General features: G+C 63.5%; 15 protein-coding genes. 7 read left to right on the top strand and 8 right to left on the bottom strand.

The window, feature by feature from the left end; translation table 11 throughout:
* Positions 1-133: 133 nt before the first annotated feature.
* On the bottom strand, positions 134-1,906 hold the full coding sequence (gene aspS, locus ABIB66_RS13600) for an aspartate--tRNA ligase (protein ID WP_275167165.1): 1,773 nt from the start codon (positions 1,904-1,906) through the stop codon (positions 134-136).
* A gap of 194 nt (positions 1,907-2,100) precedes the next feature.
* Between aspS and ABIB66_RS13595 the strand changes: the two genes are divergently transcribed.
* Positions 2,101-3,576, top strand: coding sequence for a protein adenylyltransferase SelO (locus tag ABIB66_RS13595; protein WP_354254940.1), 1,476 nt, complete (start codon positions 2,101-2,103; stop codon positions 3,574-3,576).
* 126 nt (positions 3,577-3,702) lie between these two features.
* Here ABIB66_RS13595 and ABIB66_RS13590 read toward each other — a convergent pair whose 3' ends face one another.
* Positions 3,703-4,236 (bottom strand): REP-associated tyrosine transposase, encoded by a 534-nt coding sequence (locus ABIB66_RS13590; RefSeq protein ID WP_354203899.1) that lies wholly within the window; start codon positions 4,234-4,236, stop codon positions 3,703-3,705.
* A gap of 198 nt (positions 4,237-4,434) precedes the next feature.
* On the opposite strand from ABIB66_RS13590, the gene ABIB66_RS13585 reads away from it, so the two are divergent.
* The 5 genes from ABIB66_RS13585 (at position 4,435) to rnd (ending at position 10,007) form a co-directional block, all read left to right on the top strand.
* Positions 4,435-5,286, top strand: coding sequence for a phosphodiesterase (locus tag ABIB66_RS13585; protein WP_275167168.1), 852 nt, complete (start codon positions 4,435-4,437; stop codon positions 5,284-5,286).
* Position 5,287: 1 nt separating this feature from the next.
* A complete protein-coding gene (locus ABIB66_RS13580) occupies positions 5,288-6,235 on the top strand; it encodes a carbohydrate ABC transporter permease (RefSeq protein ID WP_354203901.1) in 948 nt (315 codons plus the stop codon).
* Positions 6,232-7,101 (top strand): carbohydrate ABC transporter permease, encoded by an 870-nt coding sequence (locus ABIB66_RS13575; protein ID WP_354203903.1) that lies wholly within the window; start codon positions 6,232-6,234, stop codon positions 7,099-7,101. The genes ABIB66_RS13580 and ABIB66_RS13575 overlap by 4 nt, the downstream gene beginning before the upstream one ends.
* Positions 7,102-7,112: 11 nt before the next feature.
* Positions 7,113-8,444, top strand: a complete 1,332-nt coding sequence (locus ABIB66_RS13570; protein WP_354254939.1) for an ABC transporter substrate-binding protein — start codon at positions 7,113-7,115, stop codon at positions 8,442-8,444.
* A gap of 411 nt (positions 8,445-8,855) precedes the next feature.
* The gene (rnd, locus tag ABIB66_RS13565; protein ID WP_007591909.1) at positions 8,856-10,007 is read left to right on the top strand and encodes a ribonuclease D; all 1,152 of its coding nucleotides are present in this window, start codon (positions 8,856-8,858) and stop codon (positions 10,005-10,007) included.
* 185 nt (positions 10,008-10,192) lie between these two features.
* On the opposite strand, the gene ABIB66_RS13560 is transcribed toward rnd, so the two are convergent.
* The 5 genes from ABIB66_RS13560 to ABIB66_RS13540 all read right to left on the bottom strand — a co-directional run bounded on the left by ABIB66_RS13560 (position 10,193) and on the right by ABIB66_RS13540 (position 13,748).
* Complete coding sequence (locus ABIB66_RS13560) at positions 10,193-11,575, bottom strand: aspartate aminotransferase family protein (protein ID WP_275167172.1); 1,383 nt, start codon at positions 11,573-11,575, stop codon at positions 10,193-10,195.
* 158 nt (positions 11,576-11,733) lie between these two features.
* A complete protein-coding gene (locus ABIB66_RS13555; RefSeq protein WP_275167173.1) occupies positions 11,734-11,904 on the bottom strand; it encodes a hypothetical protein in 171 nt (56 codons plus the stop codon).
* 30 nt (positions 11,905-11,934) lie between these two features.
* Positions 11,935-12,498, bottom strand: a complete 564-nt coding sequence (locus ABIB66_RS13550; protein WP_275167174.1) for an isochorismatase family protein — start codon at positions 12,496-12,498, stop codon at positions 11,935-11,937.
* Positions 12,499-12,523: 25 nt separating this feature from the next.
* Positions 12,524-13,144, bottom strand: a complete 621-nt coding sequence (locus ABIB66_RS13545; protein WP_275167175.1) for a GNAT family N-acetyltransferase — start codon at positions 13,142-13,144, stop codon at positions 12,524-12,526.
* A complete protein-coding gene (locus ABIB66_RS13540; protein WP_354203909.1) occupies positions 13,131-13,748 on the bottom strand; it encodes a hypothetical protein in 618 nt (205 codons plus the stop codon). The genes ABIB66_RS13545 and ABIB66_RS13540 overlap by 14 nt, the downstream gene beginning before the upstream one ends.
* A gap of 71 nt (positions 13,749-13,819) precedes the next feature.
* Here ABIB66_RS13540 and ABIB66_RS13535 point away from each other — a divergent pair, with 71 nt between their 5' ends.
* Entirely contained in the window at positions 13,820-14,860 is a 1,041-nt protein-coding gene (locus ABIB66_RS13535) for a LysR family transcriptional regulator (protein WP_275167177.1), read from the top strand.
* Positions 14,861-14,938: 78 nt separating this feature from the next.
* On the opposite strand, the gene ABIB66_RS13530 is transcribed toward ABIB66_RS13535, so the two are convergent.
* Positions 14,939-16,093: an autotransporter outer membrane beta-barrel domain-containing protein gene (locus tag ABIB66_RS13530; protein ID WP_354203912.1), complete on the bottom strand. Its 1,155-nt coding sequence runs from the start codon at positions 16,091-16,093 to the stop codon at positions 14,939-14,941.
* Positions 16,094-16,451 lie beyond the last annotated feature (358 nt).

The raw sequence follows: 16,451 nt of genomic DNA, 5'->3' as shown, positions 1-16,451 counted from the left end.
ACTTGCCGTCATGGCCGGGCTTCTCCCGGCCATCCACGTTCTCTCATGCAATCCTAAAAACGTGGATGCCCGGGACAAGCCCGGGCATGACGAATCCGTGGCCCTCTCCCGCGTGAGAGGAGAGGCGTTGCATTCACTTCTGCGGCAGATTCACCTTCACATGCAGCTCGCGGAGCTGCTTGGGGCTGGGCTCCGACGGTGCGCCCATCAAGAGGTCCATAGCCTGCTGGTTCATCGGGAACAGCGAGATCTCGCGCAGATTGTTGGTGCCGCACAAGAGCATGACGATGCGGTCGACGCCGGCGGCCATGCCGCCATGCGGCGGGGCGCCGTACTGGAAGGCGCGGTACATGCCGCCGAAGCGATCGACGACTTCCTGCTCGCCATAGCCGGCGATCTCGAACGCCTTCACCATCGCTTCCGGCACGTGGTTGCGGATTCCGCCGGAGGCGATCTCGTAGCCGTTGCAGGTGATGTCGTACTGGAACGCCTTGATGGTCAGCGGGTCCTGACCCTTCAGCGCCTCGAGGCCGCCCTGCGGCATCGAGAACGGGTTGTGCGAGAAGTCGACCTTCTTGTCTTCCTCGTTGTACTCGTACATCGGGAAGTCGACGATCCAGGCGAGCTCGAACCGCTCCTTGTCGGTGAGGTTCAACTCCTCGCCTACCTTGTTGCGGGCCAATCCTGAAAACTTCCAGAACTTGTCGGGATCGCCGGCGACGAAGAACGCGGCATCGCCTTCCTTCACGCCGATCTGCGCGCGGATCGCGGCGGTGCGCTCAGCACCGATGTTGTTGGCGAGCGGACCGGCCCCCTCGCCGCCCTCGCGCCACATGATGTAGCCGAGGCCCGGCTGTCCCTCGCCCTGCGCCCAAGAATTCATGCGGTCGCAGAAGGCGCGAGAACCGCCGCCCGGCGCCGGGATCGCCCACACCTGGTTCTTGGGGTCCTCCAACATCCGCGCGAACACCTTGAAGCCGGAGCCGCGGAAGTGTTCGGAGACGTCCTGCATCTCGATCGGGTTGCGCAAGTCCGGCTTGTCGGAGCCGTATTTGCGCAGCGCCTCGGCGAACGGAATGCGGCGCCAGCCCTTGGTCACCGGCTTGCCCTTGGCGAACTCCTCGAACACGCCGGTGATGACAGGCTCCATCGCGGCGAAGACGTCGTCCTGCGTGACAAAGCTCATCTCGACGTCGAGCTGGTAGAACTCGCCCGGCAGACGATCCGCGCGCGGATCCTCGTCGCGGAAGCAGGGCGCGATCTGGAAGTAGCGATCGAAGCCCGACATCATCAGGAGCTGCTTGTACTGCTGCGGCGCCTGCGGCAGTGCATAGAACTTCCCGGGATGAATGCGCGATGGCACCAGGAAGTCGCGCGCGCCCTCCGGCGAGGACGCGGTCAGGATCGGGGTATTGAACTCGAAGAAGCCCTGCCCCTCCATGCGCCTGCGCATCGACTTGATGATTTCGACCCGCGTCATGATGTTCTGGTGCAGCTTCTCGCGACGCAGGTCGAGGAAGCGGTACTTCAGGCGGATGTCTTCAGGGTATTCCTGGTCCCCGAACACCGGCAGCGGCAGGTCGCCGGCCGGGCCCAACACCTCGATCTCGCTGACATAGATCTCGATCTTGCCGGTGGGCAAATCGTCATTGTCGGTGCCTTCGGGACGGCGGCGGACCTTGCCGTCCATCTTGACCACGAATTCCGAGCGCAGCTTCTCGGCCTGCGCAAACGCCGGCGAGTCCGGGTCGACCACGCACTGGGTCAGGCCGTAATGGTCGCGCAGGTCGATGAACAGCACGCCGCCGTGGTCGCGAACGCGATGGACCCAGCCTGACAGGCGGACCGTCTCGCCGATGTTGCTCTCGCGGAGCGCGCCGCATGTATGTGACCGGTAGCGATGCATGGTCGTCCCAAATTCAATGTCGGAGGATCGAATCGAACCGCCGAGACGGCAGGCCCAAAGTTGCGGCAGGGTTTACCCGACGAGGCCGGGTGCGGCAACCAATGGAACGGCCCGTTTTCGGCTGGAAGTGCCCATTTTTGCCCAATCTGGGCTCAAGCCTTTGCCATCAGGCGTTCCACGCCTATCTTGAGGCCATGACAGTCCATTTCCCGTTCCAGAACTCCTATTCGGCGCTGCCCGACAGCTTTTTCGCCCGGGTCGCACCGACGCCGGTGGCGGCGCCCCGGCTGATCAAGCTGAACCGGCCGCTGGCGGTCCAGCTCGGGCTCGATCCAGATGTGCTGGAGACCCCTGAGGGCGCCGAAATCCTGGCGGGCAAGACGGTTCCCGCCGGTGCCGATCCAATCGCCATGGCCTATGCCGGCCACCAGTTCGGACAGTTCGTGCCTCAGCTCGGCGACGGACGGGCGGTGCTGCTCGGCGAAGTCATCGACAAGGATAGCATCCGCCGCGACATCCAACTCAAGGGCTCGGGACCCACCCCGTTCTCCCGCCGCGGCGATGGCCGTGCCGCGCTCGGGCCGGTGCTGCGCGAATATATCGTGAGCGAAGCGATGTTCGCACTGGGCATCCCGACCACGCGCTCACTCGCTGCCGTCGTCACCGGCGAGCACGTCATCCGCGAAACCGCGCTGCCCGGCGCGGTGCTGACCCGCGTCGCCTCGAGCCACATCCGCGTCGGCACCTTCCAGTTCTTCGCGGTCCGCCGCGACACCGACGCCATTCGCCGGCTCGCTGACCATGTGATCGCCCGCCATTATCCGGAGCTATCAGGCGCCGAGCGGCCCTATCACGCGCTGCTGTCCGGCGTGGTCGCGCGCCAGGCCGATCTGGTCGCACGCTGGCTGCTGGTCGGCTTCATCCACGGCGTGATGAACACCGACAACAGCTCCATCTCCGGCGAGACCATCGATTACGGCCCGTGCGCCTTCATGGACGCCTACAACCCTTCGCAGGTGTTTTCCTCGATCGACGAGATGGGCCGCTATGCCTATGCCAACCAGCCGCGCATCGCGCTGTGGAATCTGACGCGGCTGGCCGAATGCCTGCTGCCGCTGTTCTCCGACGATCAGGAAAAGGCGGTCGCCGAGGCCCAGGACATTCTCGGCGCCTTCTCCGACACGTTCAGCAACGCCTATCAGGCGGGCCTGCGCAAGAAGGTCGGCCTGTTCACGGAGCGCGACGGCGACGATGCGCTGATCCAGGACCTGCTCGACGCCATGGCGAAGAACCAGGCCGACTTCACCCTCACCTTCCGCAAGCTTGGTGATGCCGCTGGCGATCCGGCTGCGGACGATGCACGCGCCCAGTTCATGGACCCCGGGGCGTTCGATGAGTGGGCCAGGCGCTGGCACGAGCGCACAGCCCTGGAGCCGCAGAGCGCAGCCGAACGGCAAGCCGCCATGCACGCCGTCAACCCGATGTTCATCCCGCGCAACCACCGCGTCGAGGCCGTGATCCAGGCCGCCGTCAACAACGACGACTACACGCCGTTCGAGGAATTGGTGAAGGTGCTGGCAATGCCGTTCGAGGACCAGCCGGACTACGCCGCCTACGCCGATCCCCCGCTGCCAGACCAGCGAGTGCTGCAGACGTTTTGCGGGACCTAGAGGCAAATTCGGTGCGTAGGGTGGATTAGCCGAAGGCGTAATCCACCACCTGTCTCTCAACAAGCGGAAGTAAAGCGGTGGATTACGCTTCGCTAATCCACCCTACGACTGACGCTGCCGCGATCATCAAGCCCGCTCTCCGAACTCGCCTGTCATGTTGAGATCGCCACCCCAATCCTCGGGAAACAGTCCGTCGCGGACATCGCGATGAAACGACGAGTACGGCCAGTCACCCACGTTCGAAACGTGCCCGTGCTTGACGGGATTGTAGTAGCAGTACTCAACGTGACGTGCGTAATCGGTCTCGTCGCGGATGAGATGCTCCCAGAAGCGGCGCTGCCAGATTCCGCGCTCGTTTCGTGCAGCGCGGACGGCACTTAGACGCTCGTTCATTGGTAGCGCTTTGGCGAAACGCGTCTTGATCAATCGCCAACGTACCGAAAAATTCGCATCGTCTGGTGGCAGCTTCCAGATTGCGTGGATATGATCCGGTAGAACGACGAAAGCATTGATGGAGAACGGGTGGCTTTGGCGCGTTGCGGCGACTGCATCTCGCAACAACTCGATCCGGTCAGTCAGCAGAGCTTTCCGCCTATCAAGCAGATTCACCGTGAAGAACCAGCAACCTCCCGGAACGAATGCGCGGCGGTAGTCCGACATAGAGCAGCAAATACCACAACTTGCAGTTGGCTCACAGTGGTGGATTACGCCTTCGGCTAATCCACCCTACCGAGCCGAGCTTGTGGACGCCTCGCGCCACCGGAACCGCTGTCATCAAACTGAAACACTCGCACTCTAACGGCCTGTCAGGGTCGTCTTGCCGGAGGCGCCCACCCTCCAACGATCCTGACAAGCGCCATGCCCTTCAAGTTCATCCACATCACCGACACGCATCTCGCGAACCCCGGGTTGAAGCTGTATGGCCTCGATCCGCGCGCCCGGCTTGACGCTGCGATTGCCGACATCAACAAGCATCACGTCGATGCCGCCTTCGCGGTCGTGACCGGCGACCTCACCCATTGGGGCGAGGCCGAATCCTACGCCAATTTCGCCGACGCAATGGCGGCGTTGAAAATCCCCTACATCGCCATGGTCGGCAATCACGACCGCCGCGTCACCTGCCTCGATAGTCTTAAGTCCGCCCCGCGCGATTCCAACGGTTTCGTGCAGGGCACGCGCACCACCGAGCACGGCCTGTTCGTGTTTCTGGACACGCTGGACGAGACCAGCCACGCCGGTGAGATGTGCGCCAAGCGCCTGGGGTGGCTCGCAAGCACGCTGGCAGCCGCGCCGGCGGACATGCCCTTCGTCGTCTTCATGCATCATCCGCCGTTCCCGGTCGGCGTCCACGCGATGGACGAAATCTCGCTGGCACAGAGCGCCGAGTTCGCCGAGGTGATCGCGCCCTATCGTTCGCGCATCCGCCACCTCTTCTTCGGCCACGTGCACCGGCCGATCTTCGGCAGCTACGGCAAGATCCCATTCTCGACGCTTCGCGGCACCAACCACCAGGTCTGGTTCGAGCTCGACGCTGCTGCGGCCGAGCATCTCGCCAGCCATGAGCCGCCGGCCTACGGCGTGGTGCTGATCGACGGCGAGAACCTGGTCGTGCACAGCCACGACTTCCTCGACACCAGTCTGCGCTTTCCCTTCGAGCCACCGGCGGGAGTGGACGGCCGCGACTATGCGCTCAATTTCCCGGCGCGATGAGATGAGCTTCGCAGAACCCGCGGCTCTCCCGGTCGCGGCCTCGGCGCCACCGCGCCTGCATATCCTGAATCGGTTCTCTCACCGCTTCAAAACCTCGCTGCCGGCCTATCTGCTACTGCTGCCATCGCTCGTTTTCCTAGCGCTGTTCACCTACGGTGCGATGGGCCGCGTCCTCGTCGACGCGCTGTATCAGCGCGCCACGCCCAGGGCGCCGGTCCGTTTCGTCGGTCTCGACAACATCGCAGCGGTGCTTGCGGATCCCGCCTTCACCGGCGCGGTCGTCAACAATCTCGTCTATGCCGTCGGCACCGCGGTCCCGAGCATCGGACTTGCGTTGCTGTTCGCGCTGGCGCTGTCGCGCACCAACGCCGTGACCAGCGTGCTGCGCGCCGCGCTGTTTCTGCCGGTGCTGATTCCGATGGTCGCGGCCTCTGCGCTGTTCCTGTTCATCTTCCTGCCCAATGTCGGACTGCTCGACTATTACATTGGCAGCCTGCTTCCGGTGCTGCCGAACTGGCTCGGCGATTCCGACATCGCGCTTTATGCGATCATGGTCATCACGATCTGGAAGAACGCCGGCTACTACATGCTGTTCTTCCTGGCCGGCCTGCAGGCGGTGCCGGAAGATGTCATGGAAGCCGCCCATCTCGACGGCGCCGGTCCGTACCAGCGGCTGCGCCACATCATCCTCCCCGAGCTCAAGCCCACCTTCCTGTTCGTCACGGTCATCGCCACGCTCAACGCGGTCACGCAGGTCGACCACGTCTTCGTCATGACCAAGGGCGGCCCGTCCAACGCGACCAATCTCGTGCTGTTCTACATCTACCAGCAGGCGGTCGAGCACTACGACATCGGCAAGGCCTCGGCAGCGACACTGCTGACGCTTGCGGCGCTGATGGGCCTCACCGCGCTCTCTTTCCGGACCATGGCAAACCGCGAGGGGTCATGAAGCTGGTCGACCGTCTGTTCAGGGACGCCCCGCTCGCCACGCGCCGCGAGATCACGCCAAAGCTCGGCTTTGCGCTGACCGTGCTGCTCGCGGTCATCTGGCTGATCCCGTTCCTGTGGATGGGCGTGGCGACGTTGCGCCCGGCATCTGACGGAATCAATCTGATGGCCGAGCTGATGCCGAGCCTGAAGCCGACACTCGACAACGTCAGGGACGCCTGGGAGATCGGCGATTTCCCGCGCTACACCCTCAACACCATCATCATCTGCACCGGCATCCTCCTGGTGCAGGTCTTCACGATCACGCTGGCGGGCTTTGCCTTTGCCCGGCTCGACTTCGCCGGCAAGACGCTGATCTTCTATCTGTTCCTGATGCAGCTGATGCTGGTGCCTGTGCTGCTGATCGTGCCCAATTTGAGCCTGGTGGCGCAGCTCGGCCTCTACGACACGCTCACCGGCGTGATGATGCCGTTCTTCGCTTCGGCCTTCGGCACCTTCCTGATGCGGCAAGCGTTCGAGGCTATACCGACCGAGCTGGAAGACGCCGCCCTGATCGACGGCGCCAGCCTTCTCCAGCGCATCCGCCACATCTACGTGCCGCTGTCGATGCCGAGCTTCTCGGCCTTCGCCATCATCTCCGTGACCAGCCATTGGAACGACTTCCTGTGGCCTCTGATGGTGATCAACTCGCCGGACAAGCGGCCGCTCACGGTCGGGCTCTCGGTATTCACCGCGACCGCGGAAGGCACGCAGGCCTGGGGCACCATCGCCGCCGGCACGCTGATGGTGATCGCACCGCTGCTGATCACCTTCCTGATCTTCCAGAAACGCTTCATCAGCTCTTTCGTCACCTCAGGCATCAAATAGGAGATTTCTCGATGCAATTTTCCCGCAGGCTCATGCTTGGCCTTGCCATCGCAGGCACTTTGGCAAGCGCCCTCACCTTCCCGGCGCTGGCCGAAGGCCCGACCGAGATAGACCTGTTCTTTCCCGTTCCCGTCGACGGCAAGCTCGCCCGCGACATGGGCACCCTGATCAAGGAGTTCAACCAGACCCATCCCGCGATCAAGGCGACCGCCGTCTACACCGGCTCTTATGACGACACGCTGATCAAGACGCGCGCCTCGATCAAGGCCGGCAAGCCGCCGGCTGCCGTGATCATGTCGGCGAACTTCCTGCTCGATATGCAGATCGAGAACGAGCTCACAAACCTCGATCCCTTGATCGCCTCCGACGGCACCACCAAGGAGCAGTTTCTGGGCCAGTTCTTTCCGGCGCTGCAGGGCAACGCGGTGATCAACCGCTCGGTCTACGGCGTGCCATTCCATAATTCGACGCCGCTGCTCTACATCAACGCCGACAAGGCGAAGGAAGCGGGCCTCGATCCGAGCAAGCCGCCGCAGACCTGGGCCGAATTGACCGACTGGGCCAAAAAGCTCACCAAGCGCGAGGGTGACAAGGTGACCCAATGGGGCATCGCGATCCCCTGCGCCTACGACTATTGCGGCTGGATGATGGAAACGCTCACCATGACCAATGGCGGGCGCTACTACAACGAGGAGTTCGGCGGCGAGGTCTATTACGACGCGCCCTCGATGCTGGGCGCGCTGACCTGGTGGAACGACCTCGTCACCAAGCACAAGGTTCACGCACCCGGCGCTACGCCCGGCCCTGCCGTCAGCACCTCTTTCATCTCCGGCAACGCCGCGATGATGATGCTCTCGACGGGCTCGCTGACCTATGTGCGCGACAATGCCAAGTTCGCCTACAAGGTCGCGTTCATCCCGCGCAACGTCCGCAACGCCGTGCCGATCGGCGGCGCCTCGCTGATCGTTCCGGCGGGCCAGGAAGCCGACAAGCAGAAGGCCGCCTGGACGCTGATCAAGTGGATGACCTCGCCCGAGAAGAGCGGCTGGTGGAGCCGCGCCACCGGCTATTTCGCCCCGAACATGGCCGCCTACAAGACGCCTGAGATGGTCGAATTCCTGAACAAGAACCCGGACGCCAAGACCGCCGTCGAGCAGCTCGACGTCGCAAAACCGTGGTTTGCGACCTACAAGACCGTGCCGGTGCGCAAGACGCTGGAGGACGAGGTCATGCTGGTCCTCAACGGAAAGAAGCAGCCGAAGGAGGCCCTCGTCGCCGCCCAGAAGGCGGCGGACGAGACGCTGAAGCCGTACAATGCGGAGACATCGCTGAAGCTGCCGTAAGGCCGGCGACATCGGCAAGACAAGCCTCGGCGCTCCGTCATGCGGGGCGCCGAATTCGTTGGACGGCCGCCCCCGTTAACCCCGCGTCCACCATCCGGCCCACCCCGGGCGCCGGTAACCACGAGAATTAACAAACCCTCAATTCGCCCCAGACAAGTTTAGCGATGTTTCTGAGGGGTTTTGCCGTGGATCTGTTGGTTTTCGAGTTCCTGGGGCTGGCGCTGGTCGCCATGTGCGTGGTCGTGGTGGCGCTGCCTTGTGCGCGCAAACCCTCCCGGCGGGTCCGCTACGAATAGGATTTTCGTCGGAAAATGCGATTCCGGCCCAAATGCAAGGCTCGAATTCGCTTCGAGCCCCTTGACATCACAGCGCTTTCGGCAGAACGGCTGATGGACTTGTCATGGGCCGTTCATGGATTTAATTACCACCACCGCTGACCTTGCGGCTGCCTGCAGCCGGCTGGCCAAGCACCCCGTCATTACCGTCGATACCGAGTTCCTGCGCGAGACCACCTATTACCCGCTGCTGTGCGTGGTGCAGATGGCCAGCGCCGAGGAAGCGATCGTCATCGACACCCTGGCCGCGGGCATCGACCTCAAGCCGTTCTTCGAGCTGATGGCCAATGAGGCCGTGCTGAAGGTGTTCCACGCCGCCCGGCAGGACATCGAGATCATCTGGCACCAGGCGGGCATCATCCCGCACCCGGTGTTCGATACCCAAGTCGCGGCCATGGTGCTCGGCTACGGCGACAGCATCGCCTACGACGCGCTGGTCGAGAAGGTCACCGGACACCGTCCGGACAAGACCCACCGCTTCACCGACTGGTCGCGCCGGCCGCTGACCAAGGAACAGATGCATTATGCGGTCTCCGACGTCACGCATCTGCGCGACGTGTTCGCCGCGCTCGATGCCGACCTCAAGAAGCGCCGCCGCAGCGAATGGGTCTCGATCGAGATGGAGGTCCTGACCTCGCCCAAGACCTACGACTTCCACCCCGAGCGCGCCTGGGAACGGCTCAAGACGCGAGTGCGCAAACCCAAGGACCTCGCGGTCCTGATGGAGGTCGCCGCCTGGCGCGAGCAGGAGGCGCAGAGCCGCGACGTGCCGCGCGGCCGCGTGCTGCGCGACGAGGCCGTCAGCGACATCGCGACCCACGCGCCGAATACGATCGAGAAGCTCGCAAACCTGCGCTCCGTGCCGAAGGGTTTTGAGAAATCCAAATGGGGCGCCGACATCGTCGCCGCCGTCGAGCGCGGTCTGGCGCGCGATCACGCCACGCTGCCGAAGCTGGAAAAGCCGCGCAACAACAACAATGGCGCCGCGATCGTCGAGCTGTTGAAGGTGCTGCTGCGCATGACCGCGGAGCGCCATGCGGTCGCCAGCAAGGTGATTGCGACCGTCGACGATCTCGAGGAGATCGCGGCCGACGACGAGGCCGACGTGCCGGCGCTACGCGGCTGGCGCCGCGAGCTGTTCGGCGAGGCCGCACTGAAACTGAAGCGCGGCGAGCTGGCGCTGGCGGTCGAGAAAGGCCGCGTGATCGGGGTCCAGCGGGCGGAATAGGCCCGATGCCTCCTTGTCGTCATGGCGAAGGCCGGGACCCATACCACGGAATCTATCGTGGCGGGCGGTGGCTGTACCGAACGACCAATCTTCGCCAAACCACTCCCTGTGGTGATGGGGTCCTGGCTTTCGCCAGGACGACACCGAGAGCGCGGCGGATCGCTCCGCCTGCACTGACGTTTCCCTTACGCCGGCGTCAGCTTCGCCACTTCGCCCTTCATGTCGTCCAGCACGCCTGATATCGCCGTAACCAGCTCGTCGATCTGGGCCTTGGTGACGATCAGCGGCGGGCAGATGGCGATGGCGTCGAGCATGTTGCGCGAGATCACGCCGCGCTCCTGCAGCATGCGGCTGGCCATGCCGCCGACGGCGCCCGGCGTTGTCGCTGCGGTCTTGCGCGCCTTGTCGAGTACCAGTTCGATCGCTGCGATCATGCCGACGCCTCGGACTTCGCCGACCAGCGGATGGCTGGTGAGTTCACGCAGCTTGCCTTGCATGTAGCCACCGAGTTCGGCGGCGTGCGCAACCAGGCCCCGCTCCTCGATGATCTTCAAATTCTCCAGCGCAATCGCCGAGCCGACCGGATGGCCGCCCGCGGTGAAACCATGGCCGAGCACGCCGATCTTGTTGCTCTCATCGGCGATCGGTTCGAACATGCGATCGTTCATCATGATGGCCGACAGCGGGAAATAGCTCGAGGTGATCTGCTTGGAGACCACGATCGCGTCGGGCTTGATGCCGTAGGTTTCGCAGCCGAACATCTTGCCGGTGCGGCCGAAGCCGCAGATGACCTCGTCGGCGACCAACAGGATGTCGTACTTGTTCAAAACCTTCTGGATCTTGTCCCAATAGGTTGCCGGCGGCACGATGACGCCGCCCGCGCCCATCACCGGCTCGCCGAAAAACGCCGCGATCGTGTCCGGGCCTTCCTTCTGGATCAGCGCATCGAGCTCTTCGGCTCGCCGCGTCGCGAAGGCTTCCTCGCTCTCGCCGGGTGCACCGTCCTTGTAGAAATGCGGCGAGCCCGTGTGCAGGATGTTCGGGAGCGGCAAGTCGAAAGAGCGGTGGTTGTTCGGCAGGCCGGTGAGGCTGGCGGACGCAATGGTGACGCCGTGATAGGCGCGCATCCGGCTGATCACCTTCTTGCGCTGTGGCTGGCCGAGCGCATTGGAGCGATAGGCAATCAACTTCAGAACGGTGTCGTTGGCCTCCGAGCCGGAATTGGTGAAGAACACCTTGCTCATCGCAACCGGCGCGAGCGCGACTAGCTTCTCGGCGAGATCGATCGAGGGCCCGTGCGATTTGGCGGAGAACGTGTGATAGAACGGCAGCGCCTGCATCTGCTTGTGCGCAGCCTCGACCAGCCGCTTCTCGTTGAAGCCGAGCCCGACGCTCCACAGGCCTGCCATCGCCTCGAAATAGCGCTTGCCCGAGGCGTCGAACACGTAAGGGCCCTCGCCGCGTTCGATCACGAGGGGACCGGCCTGCTGATGGGCGCGCGCGTTGGTATAGGGATGGAGCTGATAGGCCACATCCCGGGCCTCTTGCGAATTGGGTAGCATGGACATTTGCAGGCATCCTTGAAAGCGTCACGTCGCCGGCGCGGCCGGCGTCATCACTCGATGATCCAGCTCCTTGGCTATTGCCACCGCGCAAAACTTGCAACGTCAATCCGTGGGCGGCAAGCGCTCAGCAGCGTTGCACAAAGCCGCACATCGGGAAGCCGTCACGCCGCGCCGTCGTCATTCCCCTCATTAACGGCGGCAGCGGCCTCCCGCACCTCCACCAGTGCCATCGAGAGCAGATACACCGTCGTGGGCAGACCAAGACGGCGCGCCGCCTCGGCGGCATGCGACAGGTCGCTTGCCAGCTCCTCGAGCTGATCTCCCCGTGACAATGTCCCACTCCATCCGTCGATCGCGGCCGCCTACACCGCAACGGCGCCGCTGGTTCTGATCAGTTCGGCGCTGGACTGGATTGTAGCAAAATTCCCGATCACATTCACTACCGCATGCTTGTAGGCGGCAGCATCGCCTGTCCCCGGCTGCCGGCAGGCCACCGCGTCGGCCACTATCTGGTAGCGATGGCTGCGGTGAAACCCGTCGATAGCGGTGGCCAGAATGGTTTCATCCAGGGAAAAGCCCGCGAGCACGCAACGGACATTGCGGATATTGGACATGTAGTCCACAAACCGCGACGAGCTGTAGGCCGACGGCAGCGGGTGCTCGAACGTCATTTCTCCCGGCCGCGGCTTCGCCTCCGCGATCCAATCGGTCAGCCTGGATGCCGGATTGAACCAGGCCGCCTGCGCGATGCGCTTCAGATGCATCACCGGCCAGAGATTGACGCGCCACAGCGTCAGCATTTCCACGCAGCGCGCGGTGGCGTCATCGCCGTCGAGGATGACGTGGCGACGTCCTGGGGTCAGGTATTCGACCTGGAGATCCGCGCAGACCAGGATCGGCGGATCGTCGGTGATGGAAACCAGCATGGTTTTGCGCGCAGCTGCACCAGTTTCAGCGGCCGGCGAGCGCGACGTCCCGCAGCGGCGACGTCACGGCCCGTCCTGCCGAGGCGTCGAGCACGCCCGGCCGGTCCCAATCGCCTTCGGGGCGGATGATCACGTATGGATCGCTGTCCAGGGTAATGGCATCCGGGCCCGGCTCGATCTCCAGCAGCATTTCCGTATAGGAGAAGTCGGAGAAGGTGATCTTGCGATTGTGGCCGAGCGGCTTGGCGCCGAAATGGGCCCAGAAATCGACCAGACGGTCCTGCGCCTGGCCGTAGATCTTGCGAAAGCCCTTGCGCTTCACATAGTCGACGCTCGCCTGTACCAGCTTGAACGAGACGCGCGAGCGCCGATATTGGTGCCGCACCGCAAGCCGTTCCACCTTGGCGAAATCGCCGAAGAACCGCACCCGCAGACAGCCCGCAGGCTCGTTGCCGACATAGCCGATGAAATGCGCGGCGACCATGTCGTTGCCGTCGAACTCCTCATCGAACGGGCAATCCTGCTCGGCGAGATAGACGGCTGAGCGGATCGAGGTGACCAGCATGAGATCGCTGAGATCGCGTGCGAGGCGAACGGTGATGGCGCGGGAATCGGGCTTCGCGAGAGGAATCCTAGTACCGTGCATCTGCAAAACTCCTTGCTTGAATGATCGCGCCGGGCATGCGCATCGGCTGCCGATGCCAGGGCCGCTCGTAGCACCACAGATCGGGTTGGAAGCTTGGAACAGGCTCGAAGCCTGTCGCCTTCATGATGTCGCGTCCGGCCACGGTTGACGGCTGCGCATAGCAATCCGAGTTGCGAAACCTTAGCTGTCTCAGATGAGCCGCGGCTTTGCCGAGACCGGCGACGCCGCGCCCCGTCGCCGCGATCGCCCAGATGTAGATGGCGGAAACGTCCTCGTTCGCGGACGCGAGATGGCGCGTCTCCGGCGCGGTGAGGCAGATCTCGTCGAGCAACAGCCCATCATGCCCGCGATCGTTGAGAAACAGGAAAGCCATTCCGCCGACGAGGTTGCCCTTCCGGCTGAAAGTCAGGATGCTGTCGGGATCGAAGGCGAAATATTTTGCAAGCTCAGCCGCCCCGATCCGAACGCCCGGCACCAGCCGGTGCGCCAACTGCGAAAGCGCGGCTATTTCGGAAAATTGGGCGCGACGGACGTCGACATCCGGACTGAGCGGCAGCGCGTCGAAATCATGCCTTGCGGCAAACGAGCCCCTTTCCATACCCATGTCACCCCTCTATCGTTCGCGGCTTTCGTGCCCCGCTATGACAAAGAGCTTAGCGGCTGGGGATCAGGCGTATGCAGCAGTTATTGCACCGGGGTGCTGCGATGATGCAGCACCGTGAAGAAGCCCTGGACATGTCCTGGGACGATTTGAAACTGTTTTTAGCTTGCGCAAAATATAAAAGTTTCCGCAACGCCGCCGAAGAGCTCGGGCTCACCTCCACCACCCTGATGCGCAGGATCGACCGGCTCGAAGAGAGCATCGATTGCAAGCTGTTCCTGCGCGACCAGAGCGGGCTCACGCTCAGCGACGAAGGCAGCGCGATGATCGCCGACGTCGCGCACATGGAGCGTCATGCCTTCAACGTGTTCCGGCGTGCCTCGCGATCGTCGAATGACATGTCAGGCACCGTACGCGTCGCGGTGACGGAAGGCCCCGGCAATTTCTGGATCCTGCCGCGACTGATCGACTTCCAAAAGACCTATCGCAAGATCACCGTCGACCTGCGCTGCGCGATGGAACAGGCCGATGTCGCGCGGCTCGAATCCGATATCGCGATCCAGCTCGAGCCACCGACCAATCCCGATCTGATCGTCGCCAAGCTCGGCCGGCTGCACATCTATCCGTTCGTCTCCAAGGAGTACGAAAACCTCTACGGCGTGCCCGCGAGCCTGGCCGAGCTGAAGAACCACCGCATCATCAAGCAGAGCGCCCCGCAGGTCGACGACGGCGCTTATGCCCGCGTACTCGGACTTAAGTCGCTCGAGGGCATCGTCGGGATCAAGACCAATTCCTCGGTCGGCGTGCTCTATGCAGTGGAGCGCGGCGCCGGCATCGGATTCCTGCCGACGGTCTCAATCGCGCTCGGCGCCCCGCTCGTTGCCGTCGATCTCGGCGTCAGCCACCATGCCGATCTCTGGCTCACCTATCACAAGGAGTTCCGCACCTCCGAGCGCCACAAGATCGTGGTCGATTGGCTGAAGAAAATCTTCGATCCCAAGACCCACCCCTGTTTCCGCGACGAGTTCATCCACCCGAACGCGCTTGCGCCGATGATGACGGCCGCGCGCGAGGGCTTTGGATTGACGGGATATGTCGCGGCAATGCCGACGTAAAGCTTGAGCGTGATCTTTTCGGAAAACCGCTTCGCGGTTTTCCGATCCTGCTCTGGGCGGACGTGGGCAGGCTTCGCCTCACCAACGATATTCAAAGCCGACCGTGCCCTGATGCGACGTCAGTTCGTTGCGGAACTTGCCGTCGTAATTGACGTAGAGCCGCGCCGTGTTGGTCAGGCTGAGCGAGGCCGAGGCGCCGGCATCCATGCCGTAGCGGCTCTCGCCGATGCCGGGCACGACGATGCTCTGGGTCCCGAGGCTGACCTGCACCGATCCCAGGTCCTGATGGAAATTGTCGACGAACTTGCCATAGGCGGACAGGTCCAGGATCTTCTGGTCGAAGATGAAGTAGCGCCCGATCTCGGCTCCGATCATGACACGCGCGCGCGAGAGCGCCGTCGAGCCGACATTGAGTGGATCGAGGCCGCCAACCTCCTGGAATGCGACGCTGGTGGCGCGGACATATTCCAGTGCGCCCTTGGGCACGATGCGCATCTGGTCCTTGGTCCAGTAATAGCTGATCTCGGTCAGCGCGCCGTCAACTGCGGCGCGATAACCCGCGGTCGCCAGTCCCAGGCCGGTGTCCCGGCTGGAGCGGACCTTGCCGAAGCCGTGCACCACCGCGAACGCCCAGGTCCAGGGACCCTTGTCGACCGAGCCGCTGAAGCCGAGTTGGGTCAGGTCCAGCGTCGCGGACTGAAGTGCGAGCGGCACGTCGACGTCGGTGTGGCTCTGGTCGACGGAGAAGCCGAGATTGACACCCGGCGCGAGCCGCGCGCCGAAGCCTGCGACACCGCCAAACGTCTTGCGCTTGTCGCCGACAAAGTCTCCTTGCGCATCCGTCCGAACCGTGATGCCGTAACCCTCGAACCAGGTGCGGTAGCGCGGGTCTTCCGTGCTCGCCGACGCGCCGCCGCCGCCGGGATTGGTCCGAAACGCCCGGTTCACGCCGCCAGATGCTCGGTCGCCGAGCCGCTCCAGGAAATTCGAGCCGAGATTGAGCGCGCTGTTGCCGGCCGACTGGTCGTAATTGGTCGCGGTCGGCATCGGAATCGGCGTCGGTGACGGCGTGGGTGTCGGGGTCGGCGTGGGCGTGGGCGTCGGACTTTGCGCAAAGCCTGACGTCGTCGACAGCACCATGATGAGCGCAAACGCCACGGCAGCCGCGATCCGGCGGACGCGGTTCAGCCTGATCGCCTGCCGTGTCTCTGAGGGCTGCGACGTGCAGCACATGGCGACAAATCCCGAAGCAAAGGGCGGCGCGCAAAAATGCAACAGGAGCGGCGCACGCGTGCCGCGATTTGTGCCGAACTGTTACTGAGGGTCAACCGGCTGGCGCGTCAAGGCAAAGGCATTGCTTTCGATTGTGGTTCCGCGGCCACAGGTCGCAAATTGCGGACGGGCACTCCGGTCGGGCTCTTGAAATTCGCGCGCGGCTTGCTAACGGGCGATTTTCATGTTGCAATATCGGACACAATCGGAATTGGCCGCTCGACTGTGCGTTTCGCGACATTGAGACTCAAGACTCGAACAGACTACCGGAAGCCCGTTTGTGGCGTGGCACGCGAAAAGCGGCCGCGTCGTTTTTGTA

The organism is Bradyrhizobium sp. F1.13.3 (genome assembly GCF_040548265.1).
Lineage (GTDB): Bacteria > Pseudomonadota > Alphaproteobacteria > Rhizobiales > Xanthobacteraceae > Bradyrhizobium.
Note: the sequence above shows the minus strand (reverse complement) of the source record. Positions and strands in the feature narration are given on the sequence as shown.